Here is a 15,009-nt window from a genome sequence, read left to right on the forward strand (position 1 = left end):
GTAAATGATGAAAAGCTTTTCATGTCAATAACAAAAAAGGATGCAAAGTTGCATCCTTTAATGAACTATATTTTTCTTCTGTTTCGCTTCTTTCTTTACTTCTTCCCCTTGGCATTCACTACGAAACGCACAACTTATACACTCAGAACGAAAATGACGCTCTGTATAATGCTCAGGTTGCTGTAACATTTCTTTCATTCTAGATAACTCAGCCATTCCAGTTATAATATCTTCCTGTTTCGGAATGTACTCATACTTAGTTCCTTCTATTAAATTAATAACTTCAATTTTTCCTGGAAGAACGCCGAAAGCTTTATAACTAAATACTGTCATTAGCTTCTGACAAAGAGCAAGCATTTCCTCATCCGCATCGACAACATACTTTTTAATTACAAACGACTCAGCATTCCACTCACCAACTTCAAATGTCAATGACATGTGGACACCTAACTCTTCCATATATGTTTGAAACTTCTCGTATAAAAACAATGGTGGTGTCTGACTATCATCCCTTTCAACAAACTGTAATAAGTGATCCGTTAGCTTCGCTAATACAATATAGTACTCCGTCTTCGAAGCAAACATATTAATCCTTACTTTTTTCCAATACTTTTCTATTAATATTAAAAGTACAATTTTCGTTTGTTGACCCGCAGGTAGCGTGTAATACTCGTTAATAATTTGATTCACAATCATTTGCACTATTTGTTGCCATTCAAATGAAGAAGGTTCTCTTCTTTTTATATGACGAAAATAAAATTTATGCGGACACCGCATAAAATCATACAAATGATAATCTGTCATCGTTTTGATTGAGATTTTCTCATGCACTTGCTCTTCAGCTCCCTTCTGCCATTAAGAAAGGTGTTTTACAAATTCAGCTCCAAACTGTAAACATTTTTCTACATCTTCATCTTCTGGCGTTAATTCTACTTTTAGTCCTTCTAACACAACTGCTGCCCCGCGCTCTTGTAGCTTTTCTATTAAAATGTCAACCGCCACTCCGTATTTCGGATAAGCCGAATCACATGATCCGAATACTGCCGCTTTTTTCCCAGTTAAATCAATAGAATCCATTGCATCATAAAAATCTAAGAAATCATCAGGAAGATCACCATCTCCCCATGTGTATGCACCTAAAATAATTCCATCATACTGTTCCAATATAGAAGCTTCTGGTGAATCCATAATATCAATAACTTCAATTTCATTTTCTGTTTCACGAATTACGCCGGCAATATGGTCAGCCATTTCCTCTGTATTTCCACTCATACTTGCAAAAATCATTACTAACTTACTCAACTGAACCTCTCCCTTTACTTTGTATCTCTTTTTCTGTTTGAATGCTCTTCTTCTCATCTACATATTCAGACCGAATTACATTTCGTTGCCATTCCATATGCTGATCAACATCTTTATTTTTATCTTTTAATCCCCTCCGTAGAAGGTGAAATTTTTTTCTCATTAACATGTCGCATCCACCCTATTGATAATAATTATCAATTTCAACTATATTTAGATTAATTGACATTGATTATCAATGTCAACAACTATTTTTAAAAAAATGATTAAAATGTACAAGCTTGTCCGTTAGCTATTCATATACTATAAATGAGCATAGTTCTTTCTCAGCCCTCTCTGACGGAAAGAAATAAAAGCAACTGCGATAGAGCGCAGTTGCCTTTTTTTGTTTTTCTATGATTTTAGTAATCTTATAGTCGTCTCTAAAAATAGCTCCACTCCACAAATTAATGCTGATTCATCCACGTCAAATTTCGGATGGTGATGTGGATAACAAGTATATATATTTTCATTACCTGTTCCTAATTTAATGAAACAACCGGGTGCTTTTCTTAAATATGCTGAAAAATCTTCCCCACCCATAGAAGGTTCAAGCTTCACAACACGCTCATTCCCAAACAAATGTAGTGCACTTTCTTCTACTATTTTCGTAATATATTCATCATTAATAACCGGATCATATCCATATCGATACGTATATGTATACGATCCTCCATGTGCTTCTGTAATTCCTTTCACAATTTTTTCGATTTTCCCTTCTGCTTCCACCCTCAATGCTTGATTAAATGAACGAACAGTTCCCATTAAAGTTGCTGTACTAGGAATAATATTGTCAGCCACTCCCCCATGAAACTGCGTAACTGAAACGACTCTTTGCATGAAAGCACTTGTATTTCTAGATACGATATGTTGTAGATTTGTAATAATCTGCGCTCCGATAGCGATAGGATCAATCGTTTCTTCTGGCCGCGCCGCATGCCCTCCTTTGCCTTGGATCTCAACTGTAAATACGTCTGGTGCTGCCATCATCGGTCCATATACAATTCCTACATTCCCACTTTCCAAGCCAGACATAACATGTAAACCTATTACATAATCAACACCGTCCATAACACCCGCCTCAACCATTTCTTGTCCACCACCAGGGTATACTTCTTCTGCATGCTGAAAGAATAGACGAATTTCTCCTACAAACTCTTCCTTCATATTATTAAGCACCTCTGCAGTACTTAATAATATAGCTGCGTGAGCATCGTGCCCACATGCATGCATCATTCCTTTATTCACAGATGTATAAGATTTACTTGTCTCCTCTTGAATTGGCAAAGCATCTATATCAGCTCGAATCGCAATTACTTTCCCTTGCTTCACACCCCTTTTGATTGCTAGTACACTATACTTCGTCGGTCTCGTTACTTCAAAAGAAGAAAATGAGCATAATGTATCATATATAAATTGCGAAGTTTCTTTTTCATGAAATGATAATTCCGGATACTTATGAAAATGCCTTCTCCATTTCACGATATTTTCTTCCGATATTAGACTCTTCCACACTCTATTCATGATAATTTCCTCCTTTTCAAAAGAACTAGAAATTTAAAATTTTACTCCGTCTTAAATGATTAATAAAAACAAATACTGCATTTTTACGTATTCTTATAGTCCACTTTTATGTATTCACACAATCCACTTTCTATTTACATGTCAAACCCATTACAAATTCATGCTGAATGTAATATAATTGCTAAGTTAGGGATTTTCTTTTTTAGTATTTAGTGCTAATATCAGAAAAGAGCCTTTTGACTTATTTTTACCTAAAATGTGGGATTTTGTTTTTTTCACAATAATGTAGGACATGATACCTACAAAGAGCTATTATTTCATTAAGAGAGGGAAAGACATGGAAAGATTAAAAGAGATATGGTCTCGACCACTCACACAATGGGTTGCAAAGACGGTTTATTATCTTGCAATTTTATTTGCATTACTTTGGTTGTATGGATTCCATGATACAAACACAAGTACATTTATTTACAATGAATTCTAGGGTGGGAACGTTATGAAGTTATTAGAACAAATTGAAAAGTGGGCTGCAGAAACGCCTGATCAAACCGCTTTTGTTTGGCGAGATGCGAAAATTACGTACAAACAATTAAAGGAAGATTCTGATGCGTTAGCACATTGGATTTCTTCTGAGTATCCAGACGATCGTTCACCAATTATGGTGTATGGCCATATGCAACCTGAAATGATTATTAACTTTTTAGGATGTGTAAAAGCTGGACATGCTTACATTCCTGTAGATTTATCTATCCCAGCTGATCGTGTACAACGTATTGCTGAAAATTCTGGTGCGAAATTACTTTTATCGGCAACAGCAGTAACTGTAACTGATTTACCAGTTCGCATCGTAAGTGAAGACAACTTAAAAGATATTTTCTTTACTCATAAAGGGAACACTCCAAATCCTGAACATGCGGTAAAAGGTGATGAGAACTTCTACATTATTTACACATCAGGAAGCACAGGTAATCCGAAAGGGGTTCAGATTACTTATAACTGCCTTGTTAGCTTTACAAAATGGGCTGTAGAAGATTTCAACTTACAAACAGGGCAAGTATTCTTAAACCAAGCACCTTTCTCATTCGATTTATCTGTAATGGATATTTACCCATCATTAGTAACAGGTGGTACACTTTGGGCAATCGATAAAGATATGATTGCGCGTCCAAAAGACTTGTTTGCTTCTTTAGAGCAATCGGATATTCAAGTATGGACTTCCACACCTTCTTTCGCTGAAATGTGTTTAATGGAAGCATCTTTCTCTGAGAATATGCTACCGAACATGAAAACATTCTTATTCTGCGGTGAAGTGTTACCAAATGAAGTAGCTAGAAAATTAATTGAGCGTTTCCCGAAAGCAACAATTATGAATACGTATGGTCCAACAGAAGCTACTGTCGCTGTAACAGGTATTCACGTGACAGAAGAAGTGCTTGATCAATACAAATCACTTCCAGTTGGCTATTGTAAATCAGACTGTCGCCTTCTTATTATGAAAGAAGATGGCACGATTGCACCTGATGGTGAAAAAGGTGAAATCGTAATTGTCGGTCCAAGCGTAAGCGTTGGATATTTAGGAAGCCCTGAATTAACAGAAAAAGCATTTACTATGATTGACGGTGAGCGTGCCTATAAAACAGGCGATGCTGGCTATGTTGAAAATGGTCTTCTATTCTATAATGGTCGTCTTGATTTCCAAATTAAGCTGCATGGTTATCGAATGGAATTAGAAGAAATTGAGCATCACCTTCGTGCGTGTTCTTACGTAGAAGGAGCAGTTATCGTTCCAATTAAAAAAGGTGAGAAATACGATTATTTATTAGCGGTTGTTGTTCCTGGGGAGCATTCGTTTGAAAAAGAATTCAAATTAACATCTGCAATCAAAAAAGAACTCAATGAGCGATTACCAAACTACATGATTCCACGTAAATTCATGTATCAATCTTCTATTCCAATGACACCAAATGGAAAGGTAGATCGCAAAAAATTATTGAGTGAGGTTACAGCATGACCGCATATGGATCATTTTATTTTTTCGCTATAGTGGGCATTTTATTAATACCTACTATCATAGCTGGATTAAAAGGTAAAATGTTGCGTAAATATAATGCCGTTTTAACATTAGTCATGATTGCTATTATCTTCTCGGATAAACCGAAGCAAGCAATGATGTTAGCTGCATTTATTATTTGGCAATATGTCCTTATTAAAGGCTATTTAATTTTAAGAAAACAAAATAATAGTACATTCACATTTTGCATAGCTGTTATTTTATCGATTTTGCCTCTTATTTTGGCAAAAATCGCACCATTTGCATCGTTATTACCTGAGTTAAAACTTGTTGTTTTTCTAGGTATATCTTACGTAACATTCAGAGCAGTTCAAATGGTATTTGAAGTTCGCGATGGTTTAATTAAAGAGCTTTCTTTCTTTAACTTCTGGGAATTCGTTTTATTCTTCCCTGCGATTTCAACAGGACCTATCGATCGTTACCGAAGATTCCAAAAAGATATTCAAAAGCCACCTAGCGCTGAAGAATATCAAAATTTACTATATACAGGACTAAATCGTATTTTCCAAGGTTTCTTGTATAAATTTATTATTGCTTACTTAATAAAGCAATATTGTATGGATCCAGCATTCGCTCAACACGATACAATCTTTTCAAATATGATTTACATGTATAGCTATAGCTTATATCTATTCTTTGATTTTGCTGGTTATAGCTCTTTTGTAATTGGTGTAAGTTATATGATGGGAATTAAAACGCCAGAAAACTTTAATAAGCCATTCCTTAGTCGTAATATTAAAGACTTCTGGAACCGCTGGCACATGAGTTTATCATTCTGGTTCCGTGATTTTATTTACATGCGTTTCGTCTTTTTTGCAACGAAGAAAAAGTTAATTAAGAACCGTTACACAATTTCGTATATCGGTGCATTTTTAAACTTTTTCATTATGGGAATTTGGCATATCCAAGGAAGCGCTGTTGCGCAGTATATTATTTATGGTCTATATCATGCCGCACTGTTTATTTTATTCGATATTTTCGAACGAAAAAACAAGAAGCATAAGTTTTGGCCAAACACTAAATTTACACGCATCCTTGCGATTGTAATTACGTTCCACGTTGTATGTTTCGGTTTCCTAATTTTCTCTGGACACCTTAACAGATACTTTTAATGCACCCTTCTTATTCCATTAAGAAGTTGCACATATAATATATTTCGGATATAAAGGAGATTTTAAAAATGGCAGAATTCAAAGAGCAAGTATTAGATATTTTAGAAGAAGTATGTGAAAACGATATTGTGAAAGAAAACTTAGATGTTCAATTATTTGAAGAAGGTATCCTTGATTCTTTCGCTGTAGTATCTTTATTAGTTGAATTCCAAGAGCGTTTAGATATTGAAGTTTCTATTTCTGATTTTGACCGTGACGAGTGGGCTACACCAAACATGGTTATTAAAAAGTTGGAAGAAATCCGATGAACAAAGCAAAATTTGGTCCGATGCTTTTAGCATTGGCCCTTTTTGCTGTATTCTTACTTATTCCAACGCGCTTCCTACTTCCACTTTTAAGTGATGAAAAAGTAGAACAAGCTGCTACTTCTTTAAAAGAAGAAAAAATTCAAAGTATGATTTTACAGCAAAAGATGTTAGCAGATCCAAAATATCTTCCGATGTACGGTTCATCGGAATTCGCACGTATGGATGCTTTCCATCCATCTAATTATTTTAAAGTAAAGCCTGAAGGATTTACGCCATTCCTTCTTGGACGCGGCGGAACACAAGACCTTGTACATGTGTTAAACTTCGCATCTACAATGGATCAATTGAAAGATAAGAAAATGGTATTCGTTCTTTCTCCGCAATGGTTTGTACCACAAGGTATTGATGAAACGCACTTTGCACCTAACTTTTCAAAGCAACAAGGTTACCATTTCATTTTCAACAATGATTTAAAACCTGAAATGAAAAAACAAATTGCAAAGCGTTTATTAAACTTTGAGATTGTAAAAAAAGAAACTTTATTAAAAATTTCGCTTGAAGGCATTGCTTATGATGATACGAAGTATAAAGTAAAAGCACTTGCTGCTAAACCTTTCGCTTATATTTATCGTAACATTTTAGATCGTAAAGATTTATTTACAGCTATGTTTAATATTAAACCGCACAAAGAAAAGCTTGATCCTTCATTAAAACAAATGAACTGGGAAGAGGCTCGTAAACATGCGGATCAAACAGGTGCAGTAGAATCTGGATCTAATGAATACGGTATTGAAGATGATTATTTCAATAGCAAAATTAAGAAAAAATTAAAGCAACGTGAAGGTTACTTAAAAAATGATGCTTATGACCAATCGCCAGAATATGAAGATTTACAAATTGTACTTGATTTATTAAAACAATCTGGTGCAAAACCACTCTTCATTTCTGTTCCTGTCAAAGGTCCTTGGTACGACTACGCTGGATTCCCGAAAGAACGCCGCGAAGCATACTATAAGAAAGTTCATGAGCAAATCGAAAAAGCTGGTTATCCAATTGCCGACTTCTCAAATCATGAATACGATAAATACTTCTTAAAAGATCATATGCACTTAGGTTGGAAAGGCTGGGTTTACATCGACGAAGCCATCCAACAATTTTATAAAGCAAACTAATGAAAAGACCGCTTGAATTACTCAAGTGGTCTTTTTGTATATATTTTGTAATTGCTCGATTGCATTCTCCGCTTCTTTCATAACTCGCTCCACTACATGCTGAGCTGATTCGATTCGTGCCAACGATGCTGCCTGTCCTGCCCAAAGTGACATATATTCTTCCTTATTTTGCTTCGCTGCCTCTTGGCGTATTTTAGAAGTTAATACGTTTTGCACTGGATACATCGGAAGCCCTTCTTCTTTTCCTTCATGTCTCTCTATAAATTCATTCCGGATACCCCGTGCATATTTCCCGGAAAACGCACGAGTTACCGTTGTGCTCGTATCTGTACTATGTAAAACCGCTTCTTTATACACATCGTGCGTAATACTCTCTTCACTTGTTAAAAAGGCCGATCCCATTTGAACACCTTCTGCTCCTAGTGCCAATGCCGCAACAAGCCCTTGTCCGTTCATTACACCACCTGCTGCGACAATTGGGATATGCGGAACAGCCCCTACTAACTGAGGTATTAACGCAAAAGTACCAATCATAGCATCTTGTTCTTTCCCGACAAATGTTCCTCTATGCCCCCCTGCCTCGCTGCCTTGACCGACAATTATATCTACCCCTAATTCTGCAAGTACTTTTGCTTCTGTCACATGGGTAGCTGTTCCGATAACCTTTATTCCACTTCTTTTTAAGTCATCTATTTCTTCTTTTTCTAACGTTTGAAATGCAAAGCTAACGACCGGTACTTTTTCTTCTAATAACACTTGTAATTGTTCCTTATAGCTTTTTGGAAGCTTTAACGTTCCTTCTACTTCTATACCTAATTCTCTATTCACTCCGCTTAGTAATATTTTCGCCTCATTTACCTTCTCTTCTTCTATTTGTATCTCTTTCGTTACAAGTAAATTAACACCGAAAGGCTTATCTGTTAGTTCTCTTATTCTATAAATCGCTTCACCAATTTGTTCTGGGCTCATATAGCCCGCCCCAAGCGTCCCTAATCCTCCGCTATTACTTACTGCTGCAACGAGTTCTGGCGTCGTAATCGCGCCTGCCATACCGGCTTGAACAACAGGATACTCAATTTTTAATATGTCTGTTACTCGACTTGTAAACATCATTTTCCCTCCTATTTCCCTTATATCTTCTTTATTTGATAAGCTTTCCCCTGCTTTTGCAAGGGTTGAACTTCATATGAAGCGAATATATTGAAAGAGAAGGAGGCTGAGCTTAATGATTTATCCAAATGCATTAAAACAAGGTGATACAGTAATGATTATTGCACCATCTGGTCCACCTACAATCGAAAATGTATTAAAAGGTGTGAATGTATTACAAGAGATGGGGTTATCCGTAATAATCGGGAAGAGTGTTTACGAGAAATATGGATTTTTAGCCGGAAGTGATCAAGTTCGGCTTGACGATATACATGAAGCATTTACAAATAATGAAGTGAAGGCAATTTTTTGTGCACGAGGTGGTTATGGAAGCGCTCGTCTTCTTCCTCACATTCAATATGAAGTTATTAGGCAGAATCCAAAAATCTTTTGGGGATATAGCGATATTACAGCTTTACATACTGCTGTTTCACGTTATGCAAAGCTTATAACATTTCATGGTCCGATGATTGAAGAACTAGGAAAAGGTATTGATTCCCTATCTTTATCCTCTTTTAATCAGCTATTCCATCCGTATTCAACCATTTTATCTGCATCAGAATGTATCGTACCTAGCTCCCACAGTACAGTTACAAGTACGTTAGTTGGAGGAAATTTAGCTGTGTTAGCAAGTATAATTGGCTCGCCCTACGAGATAAATACGGACAATACACTTTTATTACTTGAAGACATTGGTGAAGAACCGTACCGCATTGACCGTATGTTAAATCAGCTACTTTTATCTGGAAAGTTTAATGAATGCAGGGGCGTTATTTTCACAAGTTGTCACGACTGCACTCCTTCAAAGCCATCTCAATCATTGCAAACAATATTATATGAATATTTCGCGCCATATCATATACCTGTCCTATTCGATTTACCAATTGGACATATAAGTCCAAACATCGGTATTCCACTTGGAGCTACAGCGACAATAAACACGAATAATAAAACAGTCTCTATTTCTTCTGGTATAGCCACTTCATATTCAAATTAAAAAGTAAAAGGAAAAGCGATTACGCTTTTCCTTTTACTTTTACTTATAATAATTAAAAATTCGTCCAGATGCGATATCTGCAATTTCTTCTGGAATAAATGTTTTACTTATATCAGTGCCAACATTTAATACAGCTGTAGCATCTTTCTCAATGCTACCAAATAACTCTTTCCCACGTATCGTAATAAGGGGCGTTCCTTCTGGCAACACATCTTTTACAAATTCCATTTGTGTAAAGAACGGAACGATCCATCTACCTTCTCCTTGGAAATGACGCAAACGAAGTATTCCTTCTGTTGCCCCGTCCTCTGCTTCTAGTGAACCAGCAACATAAAACTCAGTAGATAAGAGCAATTCATAAAATTCCTTTTGCTTCTGTTTATCATCCCCTGCTACAACAAGTACCTCTTCTAATTTCTTTACTGAAATTTGCTCCATATGATGCCACCCCTATTTTCAAAATGATTGTACTTAGATTATACGAAATATTCTTATTTTTTTCTACATAATTCGCAATTATTTTCTTAAAATAATTTTAACACTTCTTTTGTCGTCACAATCGTAGCAAACTCTTCATGTAAATTTACAAGTGTCATATTGTGAATATCTTCTGCACTATACTCTTTACCATCTAAACCTATACGGTTAAAAGTAGCCGTTGCATCACTCACTAAATATGTTGTAAATCCTAAATTCCCTGCCATTCGTGTCGTAGTTTCCACGCAATGATTTGTCGTTAATCCTACAACCACTACTGCATTACATTTGTTCTTTCTTAATTGCTCTTCTAAATTTGTCCCAATGAACGCGCTGTTAACGAATTTCTGAATAACCACTTCACCAAGTAGTGGTTGCACTTCTTCTTTAAAGTTTACCGTTTCCGCTCTCTCATAAAACATTGACTGAGCATTTTCTTTATTTACATGTTGAATATGAAAAACTGGTCGTTCCCTTTTTCTCCATTCTTCTAACAAAATTCTCATGTTTTCTTCAGCAAAAATATTATTTCTCTCGCCCCAATCTGGTAATTGAAATGCCTTTTGTACATCGATTATGATAAGTGCTATTTGATTTGTCATCATTTCCCCCTTAATTTGGCTGTAATTGAAATAGAAAACCAAGTTGTTGTGACGCAGTAATAAAGCAAACATAGGCGCAAAGCTCTACAATTTCTTTTTCTGTCCAATATTGTTTTAATACGTGAAACATAGTATCATCTATTGCTTTTCGGTTATGAACAAATGTATGCGCAAAAGTAACGGCTACACCAATCTCCTCTGCCTTTTGCACATCATCAGGTCTTCCCTTTGCCATACAGTACGGACATTCATTCCCATACGCTAATGTTCTTCTCACTTGCTCCTTCAACTCTGCTGAAAGAGTTCCTTTATTGTACAGTGTATCTTCTAACTTACTCCACGAGTGTAATATATCCGAATTATGCCCTAATAACTTTTGAAACTTTGTATCTCCTACATTTGATAATGAAATTCTCTCCATCATTTTCCCTCCTATTTCCTTCTGTTTTATTGTAAAATAAATAACGTTCACTTTACATTTCATATGAATCTTAATTTATATTTTTCCTTTACAAAAATCATTATTTTACTGGAGGTATATTTACAAATGCAACTAGACCGTGTTGATCGAAAAATTTTAAATGAATTATATAATGATAGTCGCCTTTCTATGCGTGAATTGGCGAAACGAGTAAACTTATCTGCTCCGTCTACTGCAGAACGTGTTCGTAAACTTGAAAGTGAAGGCGTTATTCAAAAATATACAATCGATATCGACTATAAAAAAGCAGGACTAGTTTTAGATTGTATTTTAGAAATCACTTTAAAAAATGGTGATACAACACGTATGCAACAGTTTATTCAGTCTTATCCATCTGCAAGTTTTTGTTACCGAGTGACAGGAAGCTTATGCTACATTGTAAAAATTTCTGTTCCTTCACTCGTTGAACTTGAAGAATTTATCAATGATGTTTCTTCATATGCAACGACAGTTTCTCATATCGTATTATCAGAAGTATCTCTTACTCCTGATATAGAACATATCTTCCCAGAAGATTAATTTATTTTTATTCATAAATTATAAAAAAACCCCTTACAATAAGAATAAAAATAATATATTATGTATTAAAATACATAAAATTCGAGAAAGGGGCTTTACATTGAAAATCTGGTTTTATGAAAAAACGGCACAATTAGATGACTTGCTTGGTATTTGGGACAATGTTCCGACCATCCCGCGAATTGGTGAAAAAGTGGAGATTTTAAAGACAGTCCGCACTGTTACAGATATTAAATATGTAAAGAATGGTAATAATTTTCGTGTAGAAATTATTACAAATTAAAAAGTAGCTCCTAAGAGCTACTTTTTAATTATCTATTATGTGCTTTCTTTATAACGATTTTATCTTCTTCTACAGCTACTGTTACATAATCATTTTCTTCTAACCGAAGCTTATTTACAGCCTCATCTGGTAACTCTATGGCCATCAATCTATCGGTTACAATCACTTGACTATACACTTCATTTTCTTGTGATGAATTCACTACTTTTTGCTCATTTATAAAACGTACTGGTGGCACGCCAACTTCTTTTACTGTACGCCATTGTTTCCAAACATACGGAATTAACCATAGTAATCCAACAACTGTAAGACCGATACCAATCCATAAATTACTTTGCGCTTGTAATTCAGTAATTGAGATTGTACCACTTTCTTCTCCACCGAAAAATTGCATACTTGTTGCAATCAAATTATTTAGAGCGTGCACAGCTATATTCGTCCATATATTTTTTGTCTTTATGTATAAAAGACACATAACGACACCAAACATGAACGCACCAATAACATCAAAATGTCCTAGGCCAAAAATAATTGAAGATATAATTACAGCTTTTTTAATTCCCCATTTATGAGCCATCCGCTGTAAGAAAAATCCCCTAAAAATAACCTCTTCCATAATAGGTGCTAACACACATGCTGAAATGAAAGTAAATATCGTCATATATACGTTACTCGTATTAATAACATTTCCGTCTTCTAGCATAGTAACTAAGAAATTCGGTAACGTATGTGCTAATATGTAAAATTGAATCTGAGATATGCCAACTGAAAAAATCATCCCCATTATCGTTGCTAATACAATTAATCCCCAAGATAAACGCCCTGGCTTATCAAAAAAACTGTTAAATACAATATTATTTTTATTTGTTTTTACGTATAGCCAAAGTAACGGAAATACAAAAAATACAGTTATTTGTGAAATAACCTCCATCGTATTCTCAGAAACATTTGCTAGACCTAATGGTATCATTATAAGGAACACCCCTATAATCATCCATCCAAAAAAGCTACGTAGCCTTATACGTGAAAATGCATAGTGCATATAGAACACCCCCAAAGATAGTAAAAATAAAATAAAACTTTAATCAGTACTTTATAGGCAATCCTTTCCCTATAAATAGCAGGATAACTAAATTATAATATGAATATAGTTAAAATCCTTCCTATTTTTCTCAAATCATTTCAAACAGCATAGCTCTTAAAATACCATATCGCTGTTCTTCAAGTTGCAATCCAAGTGAAATTTATGTAATAAAAATCCCCGTTTTTACAAGCGGGGATTTCTTTTATTATAATACGTCACGTTTTTGGAATAATGCACTTGATGCTACAAGTAACACAACAAAGTATGCAGCTACAAGTAATAATGAAGTTGTAAACGTAAATTCTGTAAATGTTGGTTCCATTCCACCATTGATTAATTTATTACTATCGTAAGCTCTTAAATCCAAATGGTTGAATACTACAAACTTCGCTACACCTTTTGCAAACATTATTAATACCATGTTAATTGCACCTTGTAAGAAGAATAGGAACATCGTAATAATTAATGGTAATACAGACTTTCTAAAGACATTTGCTAGGAAAAATGCAAGTGTTGCAAAAAAGAATGGTGAAAGTAGTTGATATAAAGTGGACTTCATTACGATTCCTAACGTTAATTCTGTTTTACTACCATCCATTACAATACCGCCAATAATCATTGCAATTAGCATACCAGCTAATACGATAAATAACATTGCTAATAACACTGTAATATATTTAGAAAATAAAACTGCAAGTCTTTTTCTTGGACGGATTAACAATTGTTTAATTGTACCTTTTTGGAACTCATCAGTAAGAGTACGGGCAGCAAGTGTAATCCCAAAAATCGTTGTAAATAAAACAATTAAGCCAATCTCTGAGTTTGCATAATCTAAATATGATCCCTTAAACTCATCACCTTTTCCCCACTTCAACATTGCTAAAGTACCTAAAATTTCGAGTGCCGCAATGACACCAATTAAAATATACATACCTTTTTTCGCATGCAACTTTAAAAATTCATTTTGAATTAATTTAAACATTACGCTTTCACTCCCCCAGTAATCGCTAAGAACTCATCCTCTAACGTTTTATTTTGAACAGTAACTCCGTATACAAGCACATCAGCATGAACAAGTTTTTTTACAAGTTGCGGAATGTTGTCTTTTGTTACAGATGCTACAATTACATTCCCTTTTGCTTTACCTTTAATGATTTCATTTGCTTTCTGAACTTCATCTACTTCAAACGCTACAACGACTGCCTCATCATGTTTCACTTTTTCATGTAAGTTGTACTCTTGTACAAACTCACCTTGTTTAATAATAACAACGCGATCACACATTAATTCAATTTCACTCAATAAGTGACTTGATACGATTACAGCAATATTCTCTTCTTTCGCTAAACGTTGTAAATAATCACGAATTTGGCGAATACCAGCTGGATCTAATCCATTTGTCGGCTCATCTAAAATTAAGATTTTCGGCTGATGAAGTAATGCTTGTGCAATTCCTAAACGTTGTTTCATACCAAGTGAATATGTTTTCACCTTTTTATGAATCGCATGCTCTAATTCAACAAGCTTTACAATCTCAGCAATGCGCTCTTTACTAATTGGAGTAATGGCCATGTTCGCAAAATGCTTTAAGTTTTGCATTCCTGTCATATAATCATATAGTTCAGGATTTTCTACAATCGCTCCAATTTGCTCTAGTGCCTTTTCACGCTCCGAGCGAATACTATGTCCACAAATTGTAATATCGCCCTCTGTCATTGAAATAAGACCTGTCATCATACGGATCGTCGTCGTCTTACCGCTACCGTTCGGCCCAAGGAATCCGTATACTTCTCCTTCACGAACCTCAAATGATAAACCACGAATAATTTCCGTTCCACCAATCCTTTTTCGAACATTCTCTAACTTTACTACTACGTTTCCCAATGCTG

19 protein-coding genes are annotated in these 15,009 nt (G+C 35.1%); 8 read left to right on the forward strand and 11 right to left on the reverse strand.

The window, feature by feature from the left end:
* Positions 1–57: 57 nt before the first annotated feature.
* From CQ064_RS02540 to CQ064_RS02555, 4 genes are all read right to left on the reverse strand, one after another.
* Entirely contained in the window at positions 58–831 is a 774-nt protein-coding gene (locus CQ064_RS02540) for a hypothetical protein (RefSeq protein ID WP_000544586.1), read from the reverse strand.
* 24 nt (positions 832–855) lie between these two features.
* The gene (locus CQ064_RS02545; RefSeq protein ID WP_000041153.1) at positions 856–1,302 is read right to left on the reverse strand and encodes a flavodoxin; all 447 of its coding nucleotides are present in this window, start codon (positions 1,300–1,302) and stop codon (positions 856–858) included.
* Positions 1,295–1,471 (reverse strand): hypothetical protein, encoded by a 177-nt coding sequence (locus CQ064_RS33300; protein ID WP_000929009.1) that lies wholly within the window; start codon positions 1,469–1,471, stop codon positions 1,295–1,297. The genes CQ064_RS02545 and CQ064_RS33300 overlap by 8 nt, the downstream gene beginning before the upstream one ends.
* A 224-nt stretch (positions 1,472–1,695) precedes the next feature.
* A complete protein-coding gene (locus CQ064_RS02555) occupies positions 1,696–2,865 on the reverse strand; it encodes an amidohydrolase (RefSeq protein WP_001082811.1) in 1,170 nt (389 codons plus the stop codon).
* Positions 2,866–3,202: 337 nt separating this feature from the next.
* Here CQ064_RS02555 and CQ064_RS02560 point away from each other — a divergent pair, with 337 nt between their 5' ends.
* From CQ064_RS02560 to dltD, 5 genes are all read left to right on the forward strand, one after another.
* Positions 3,203–3,349, forward strand: coding sequence for a teichoic acid D-Ala incorporation-associated protein DltX (locus tag CQ064_RS02560; RefSeq protein WP_000440293.1), 147 nt, complete (start codon positions 3,203–3,205; stop codon positions 3,347–3,349).
* Between the two features lie 12 nt (positions 3,350–3,361).
* Positions 3,362–4,876 carry a D-alanine--poly(phosphoribitol) ligase subunit DltA gene (gene dltA / locus CQ064_RS02565; protein WP_000770502.1) on the forward strand — a complete coding sequence of 505 codons (1,515 nt, stop codon included), beginning with the start codon at positions 3,362–3,364 and terminating at the stop codon, positions 4,874–4,876.
* Positions 4,873–6,048: a D-alanyl-lipoteichoic acid biosynthesis protein DltB gene (gene dltB / locus CQ064_RS02570; protein ID WP_000127936.1), complete on the forward strand. Its 1,176-nt coding sequence runs from the start codon at positions 4,873–4,875 to the stop codon at positions 6,046–6,048. Before dltA ends, dltB begins: the two co-directional genes overlap by 4 nt.
* A gap of 68 nt (positions 6,049–6,116) precedes the next feature.
* A complete protein-coding gene (gene dltC / locus CQ064_RS02575; protein ID WP_000807310.1) occupies positions 6,117–6,356 on the forward strand; it encodes a D-alanine--poly(phosphoribitol) ligase subunit DltC in 240 nt (79 codons plus the stop codon).
* Positions 6,353–7,528 (forward strand): D-alanyl-lipoteichoic acid biosynthesis protein DltD, encoded by a 1,176-nt coding sequence (dltD, locus tag CQ064_RS02580; protein ID WP_001030272.1) that lies wholly within the window; start codon positions 6,353–6,355, stop codon positions 7,526–7,528. The genes dltC and dltD overlap by 4 nt, the downstream gene beginning before the upstream one ends.
* 21 nt (positions 7,529–7,549) lie before the next feature.
* Here the strand turns inward: dltD and CQ064_RS02585 are convergent, their stop codons facing one another.
* Positions 7,550–8,638, reverse strand: a complete 1,089-nt coding sequence (locus CQ064_RS02585) for an NAD(P)H-dependent flavin oxidoreductase (protein WP_000495274.1) — start codon at positions 8,636–8,638, stop codon at positions 7,550–7,552.
* Between the two features lie 115 nt (positions 8,639–8,753).
* Here CQ064_RS02585 and CQ064_RS02590 point away from each other — a divergent pair, with 115 nt between their 5' ends.
* Positions 8,754–9,674 (forward strand): S66 peptidase family protein, encoded by a 921-nt coding sequence (locus CQ064_RS02590; RefSeq protein WP_000640064.1) that lies wholly within the window; start codon positions 8,754–8,756, stop codon positions 9,672–9,674.
* A 39-nt stretch (positions 9,675–9,713) separates the two neighbouring features.
* Here CQ064_RS02590 and CQ064_RS02595 read toward each other — a convergent pair whose 3' ends face one another.
* The 3 genes from CQ064_RS02595 to CQ064_RS02605 form a co-directional block, all read right to left on the reverse strand.
* Positions 9,714–10,112 (reverse strand): SseB family protein, encoded by a 399-nt coding sequence (locus tag CQ064_RS02595; protein WP_000435265.1) that lies wholly within the window; start codon positions 10,110–10,112, stop codon positions 9,714–9,716.
* Positions 10,113–10,198: 86 nt separating this feature from the next.
* Entirely contained in the window at positions 10,199–10,753 is a 555-nt protein-coding gene (locus CQ064_RS02600) for a cysteine hydrolase family protein (protein WP_000184429.1), read from the reverse strand.
* A 10-nt stretch (positions 10,754–10,763) separates the two neighbouring features.
* A complete protein-coding gene (locus tag CQ064_RS02605) occupies positions 10,764–11,177 on the reverse strand; it encodes a carboxymuconolactone decarboxylase family protein (RefSeq protein ID WP_012593181.1) in 414 nt (137 codons plus the stop codon).
* Positions 11,178–11,300: 123 nt separating this feature from the next.
* On the opposite strand from CQ064_RS02605, the gene CQ064_RS02610 reads away from it, so the two are divergent.
* Together CQ064_RS02610 and CQ064_RS02615 are read left to right on the forward strand one after the other, a co-directional pair.
* Positions 11,301–11,753 carry an Lrp/AsnC family transcriptional regulator gene (locus tag CQ064_RS02610; protein WP_001175498.1) on the forward strand — a complete coding sequence of 151 codons (453 nt, stop codon included), beginning with the start codon at positions 11,301–11,303 and terminating at the stop codon, positions 11,751–11,753.
* Between the two features lie 100 nt (positions 11,754–11,853).
* Positions 11,854–12,036, forward strand: a complete 183-nt coding sequence (locus tag CQ064_RS02615; RefSeq protein WP_000707107.1) for a DUF3913 family protein — start codon at positions 11,854–11,856, stop codon at positions 12,034–12,036.
* A gap of 28 nt (positions 12,037–12,064) precedes the next feature.
* Here the strand turns inward: CQ064_RS02615 and CQ064_RS02620 are convergent, their stop codons facing one another.
* From CQ064_RS02620 to CQ064_RS02630, 3 genes are all read right to left on the reverse strand, one after another.
* Complete coding sequence (locus tag CQ064_RS02620; protein ID WP_000558808.1) at positions 12,065–13,078, reverse strand: CPBP family intramembrane glutamic endopeptidase; 1,014 nt, start codon at positions 13,076–13,078, stop codon at positions 12,065–12,067.
* 247 nt (positions 13,079–13,325) lie between these two features.
* Positions 13,326–14,102, reverse strand: coding sequence for an ABC transporter permease (locus CQ064_RS02625; RefSeq protein WP_000475427.1), 777 nt, complete (start codon positions 14,100–14,102; stop codon positions 13,326–13,328).
* On the reverse strand, positions 14,102–15,004 hold the full coding sequence (locus CQ064_RS02630) for an ABC transporter ATP-binding protein (protein WP_000528820.1): 903 nt from the start codon (positions 15,002–15,004) through the stop codon (positions 14,102–14,104). The genes CQ064_RS02625 and CQ064_RS02630 overlap by 1 nt, the downstream gene beginning before the upstream one ends.
* Between the last annotated feature and the right edge of the window lie 5 nt (positions 15,005–15,009).

The organism is Bacillus sp. MYb78 (assembly GCF_002975115.1).
In the GTDB taxonomy this organism is placed as follows: domain Bacteria; phylum Bacillota; class Bacilli; order Bacillales; family Bacillaceae_G; genus Bacillus_A; species Bacillus_A cereus.

Excerpts from the sequence above, each read along its gene's own strand:
- dltA (WP_000770502.1), top strand. The coding sequence starts at position 3,362 with ATGAAGTTATTAGAACAAATTGAAAAGTGGGCTGCAGAAACGCCTGAT.
- CQ064_RS02620 (WP_000558808.1), bottom strand. The coding sequence starts at position 13,078 with ATGCACTATGCATTTTCACGTATAAGGCTACGTAGCTTTTTTGGATGG.
- CQ064_RS02585 (WP_000495274.1), bottom strand. The coding sequence starts at position 8,638 with ATGTTTACAAGTCGAGTAACAGACATATTAAAAATTGAGTATCCTGTT.
- CQ064_RS02625 (WP_000475427.1), bottom strand. The coding sequence starts at position 14,102 with ATGTTTAAATTAATTCAAAATGAATTTTTAAAGTTGCATGCGAAAAAA.
- CQ064_RS02605 (WP_012593181.1), bottom strand. The coding sequence starts at position 11,177 with ATGATGGAGAGAATTTCATTATCAAATGTAGGAGATACAAAGTTTCAA.
- dltB (WP_000127936.1), top strand. The coding sequence starts at position 4,873 with ATGACCGCATATGGATCATTTTATTTTTTCGCTATAGTGGGCATTTTA.
- CQ064_RS02600 (WP_000184429.1), bottom strand. The coding sequence starts at position 10,753 with ATGACAAATCAAATAGCACTTATCATAATCGATGTACAAAAGGCATTT.
- dltD (WP_001030272.1), top strand. The coding sequence starts at position 6,353 with ATGAACAAAGCAAAATTTGGTCCGATGCTTTTAGCATTGGCCCTTTTT.
- dltC (WP_000807310.1), top strand. The coding sequence starts at position 6,117 with ATGGCAGAATTCAAAGAGCAAGTATTAGATATTTTAGAAGAAGTATGT.
- CQ064_RS02610 (WP_001175498.1), top strand. The coding sequence starts at position 11,301 with ATGCAACTAGACCGTGTTGATCGAAAAATTTTAAATGAATTATATAAT.
- CQ064_RS02555 (WP_001082811.1), bottom strand. The coding sequence starts at position 2,865 with ATGAATAGAGTGTGGAAGAGTCTAATATCGGAAGAAAATATCGTGAAA.
- CQ064_RS02590 (WP_000640064.1), top strand. The coding sequence starts at position 8,754 with ATGATTTATCCAAATGCATTAAAACAAGGTGATACAGTAATGATTATT.
- CQ064_RS02595 (WP_000435265.1), bottom strand. The coding sequence starts at position 10,112 with ATGGAGCAAATTTCAGTAAAGAAATTAGAAGAGGTACTTGTTGTAGCA.
- CQ064_RS33300 (WP_000929009.1), bottom strand. The coding sequence starts at position 1,471 with ATGTTAATGAGAAAAAAATTTCACCTTCTACGGAGGGGATTAAAAGAT.
- CQ064_RS02560 (WP_000440293.1), top strand. The coding sequence starts at position 3,203 with ATGGAAAGATTAAAAGAGATATGGTCTCGACCACTCACACAATGGGTT.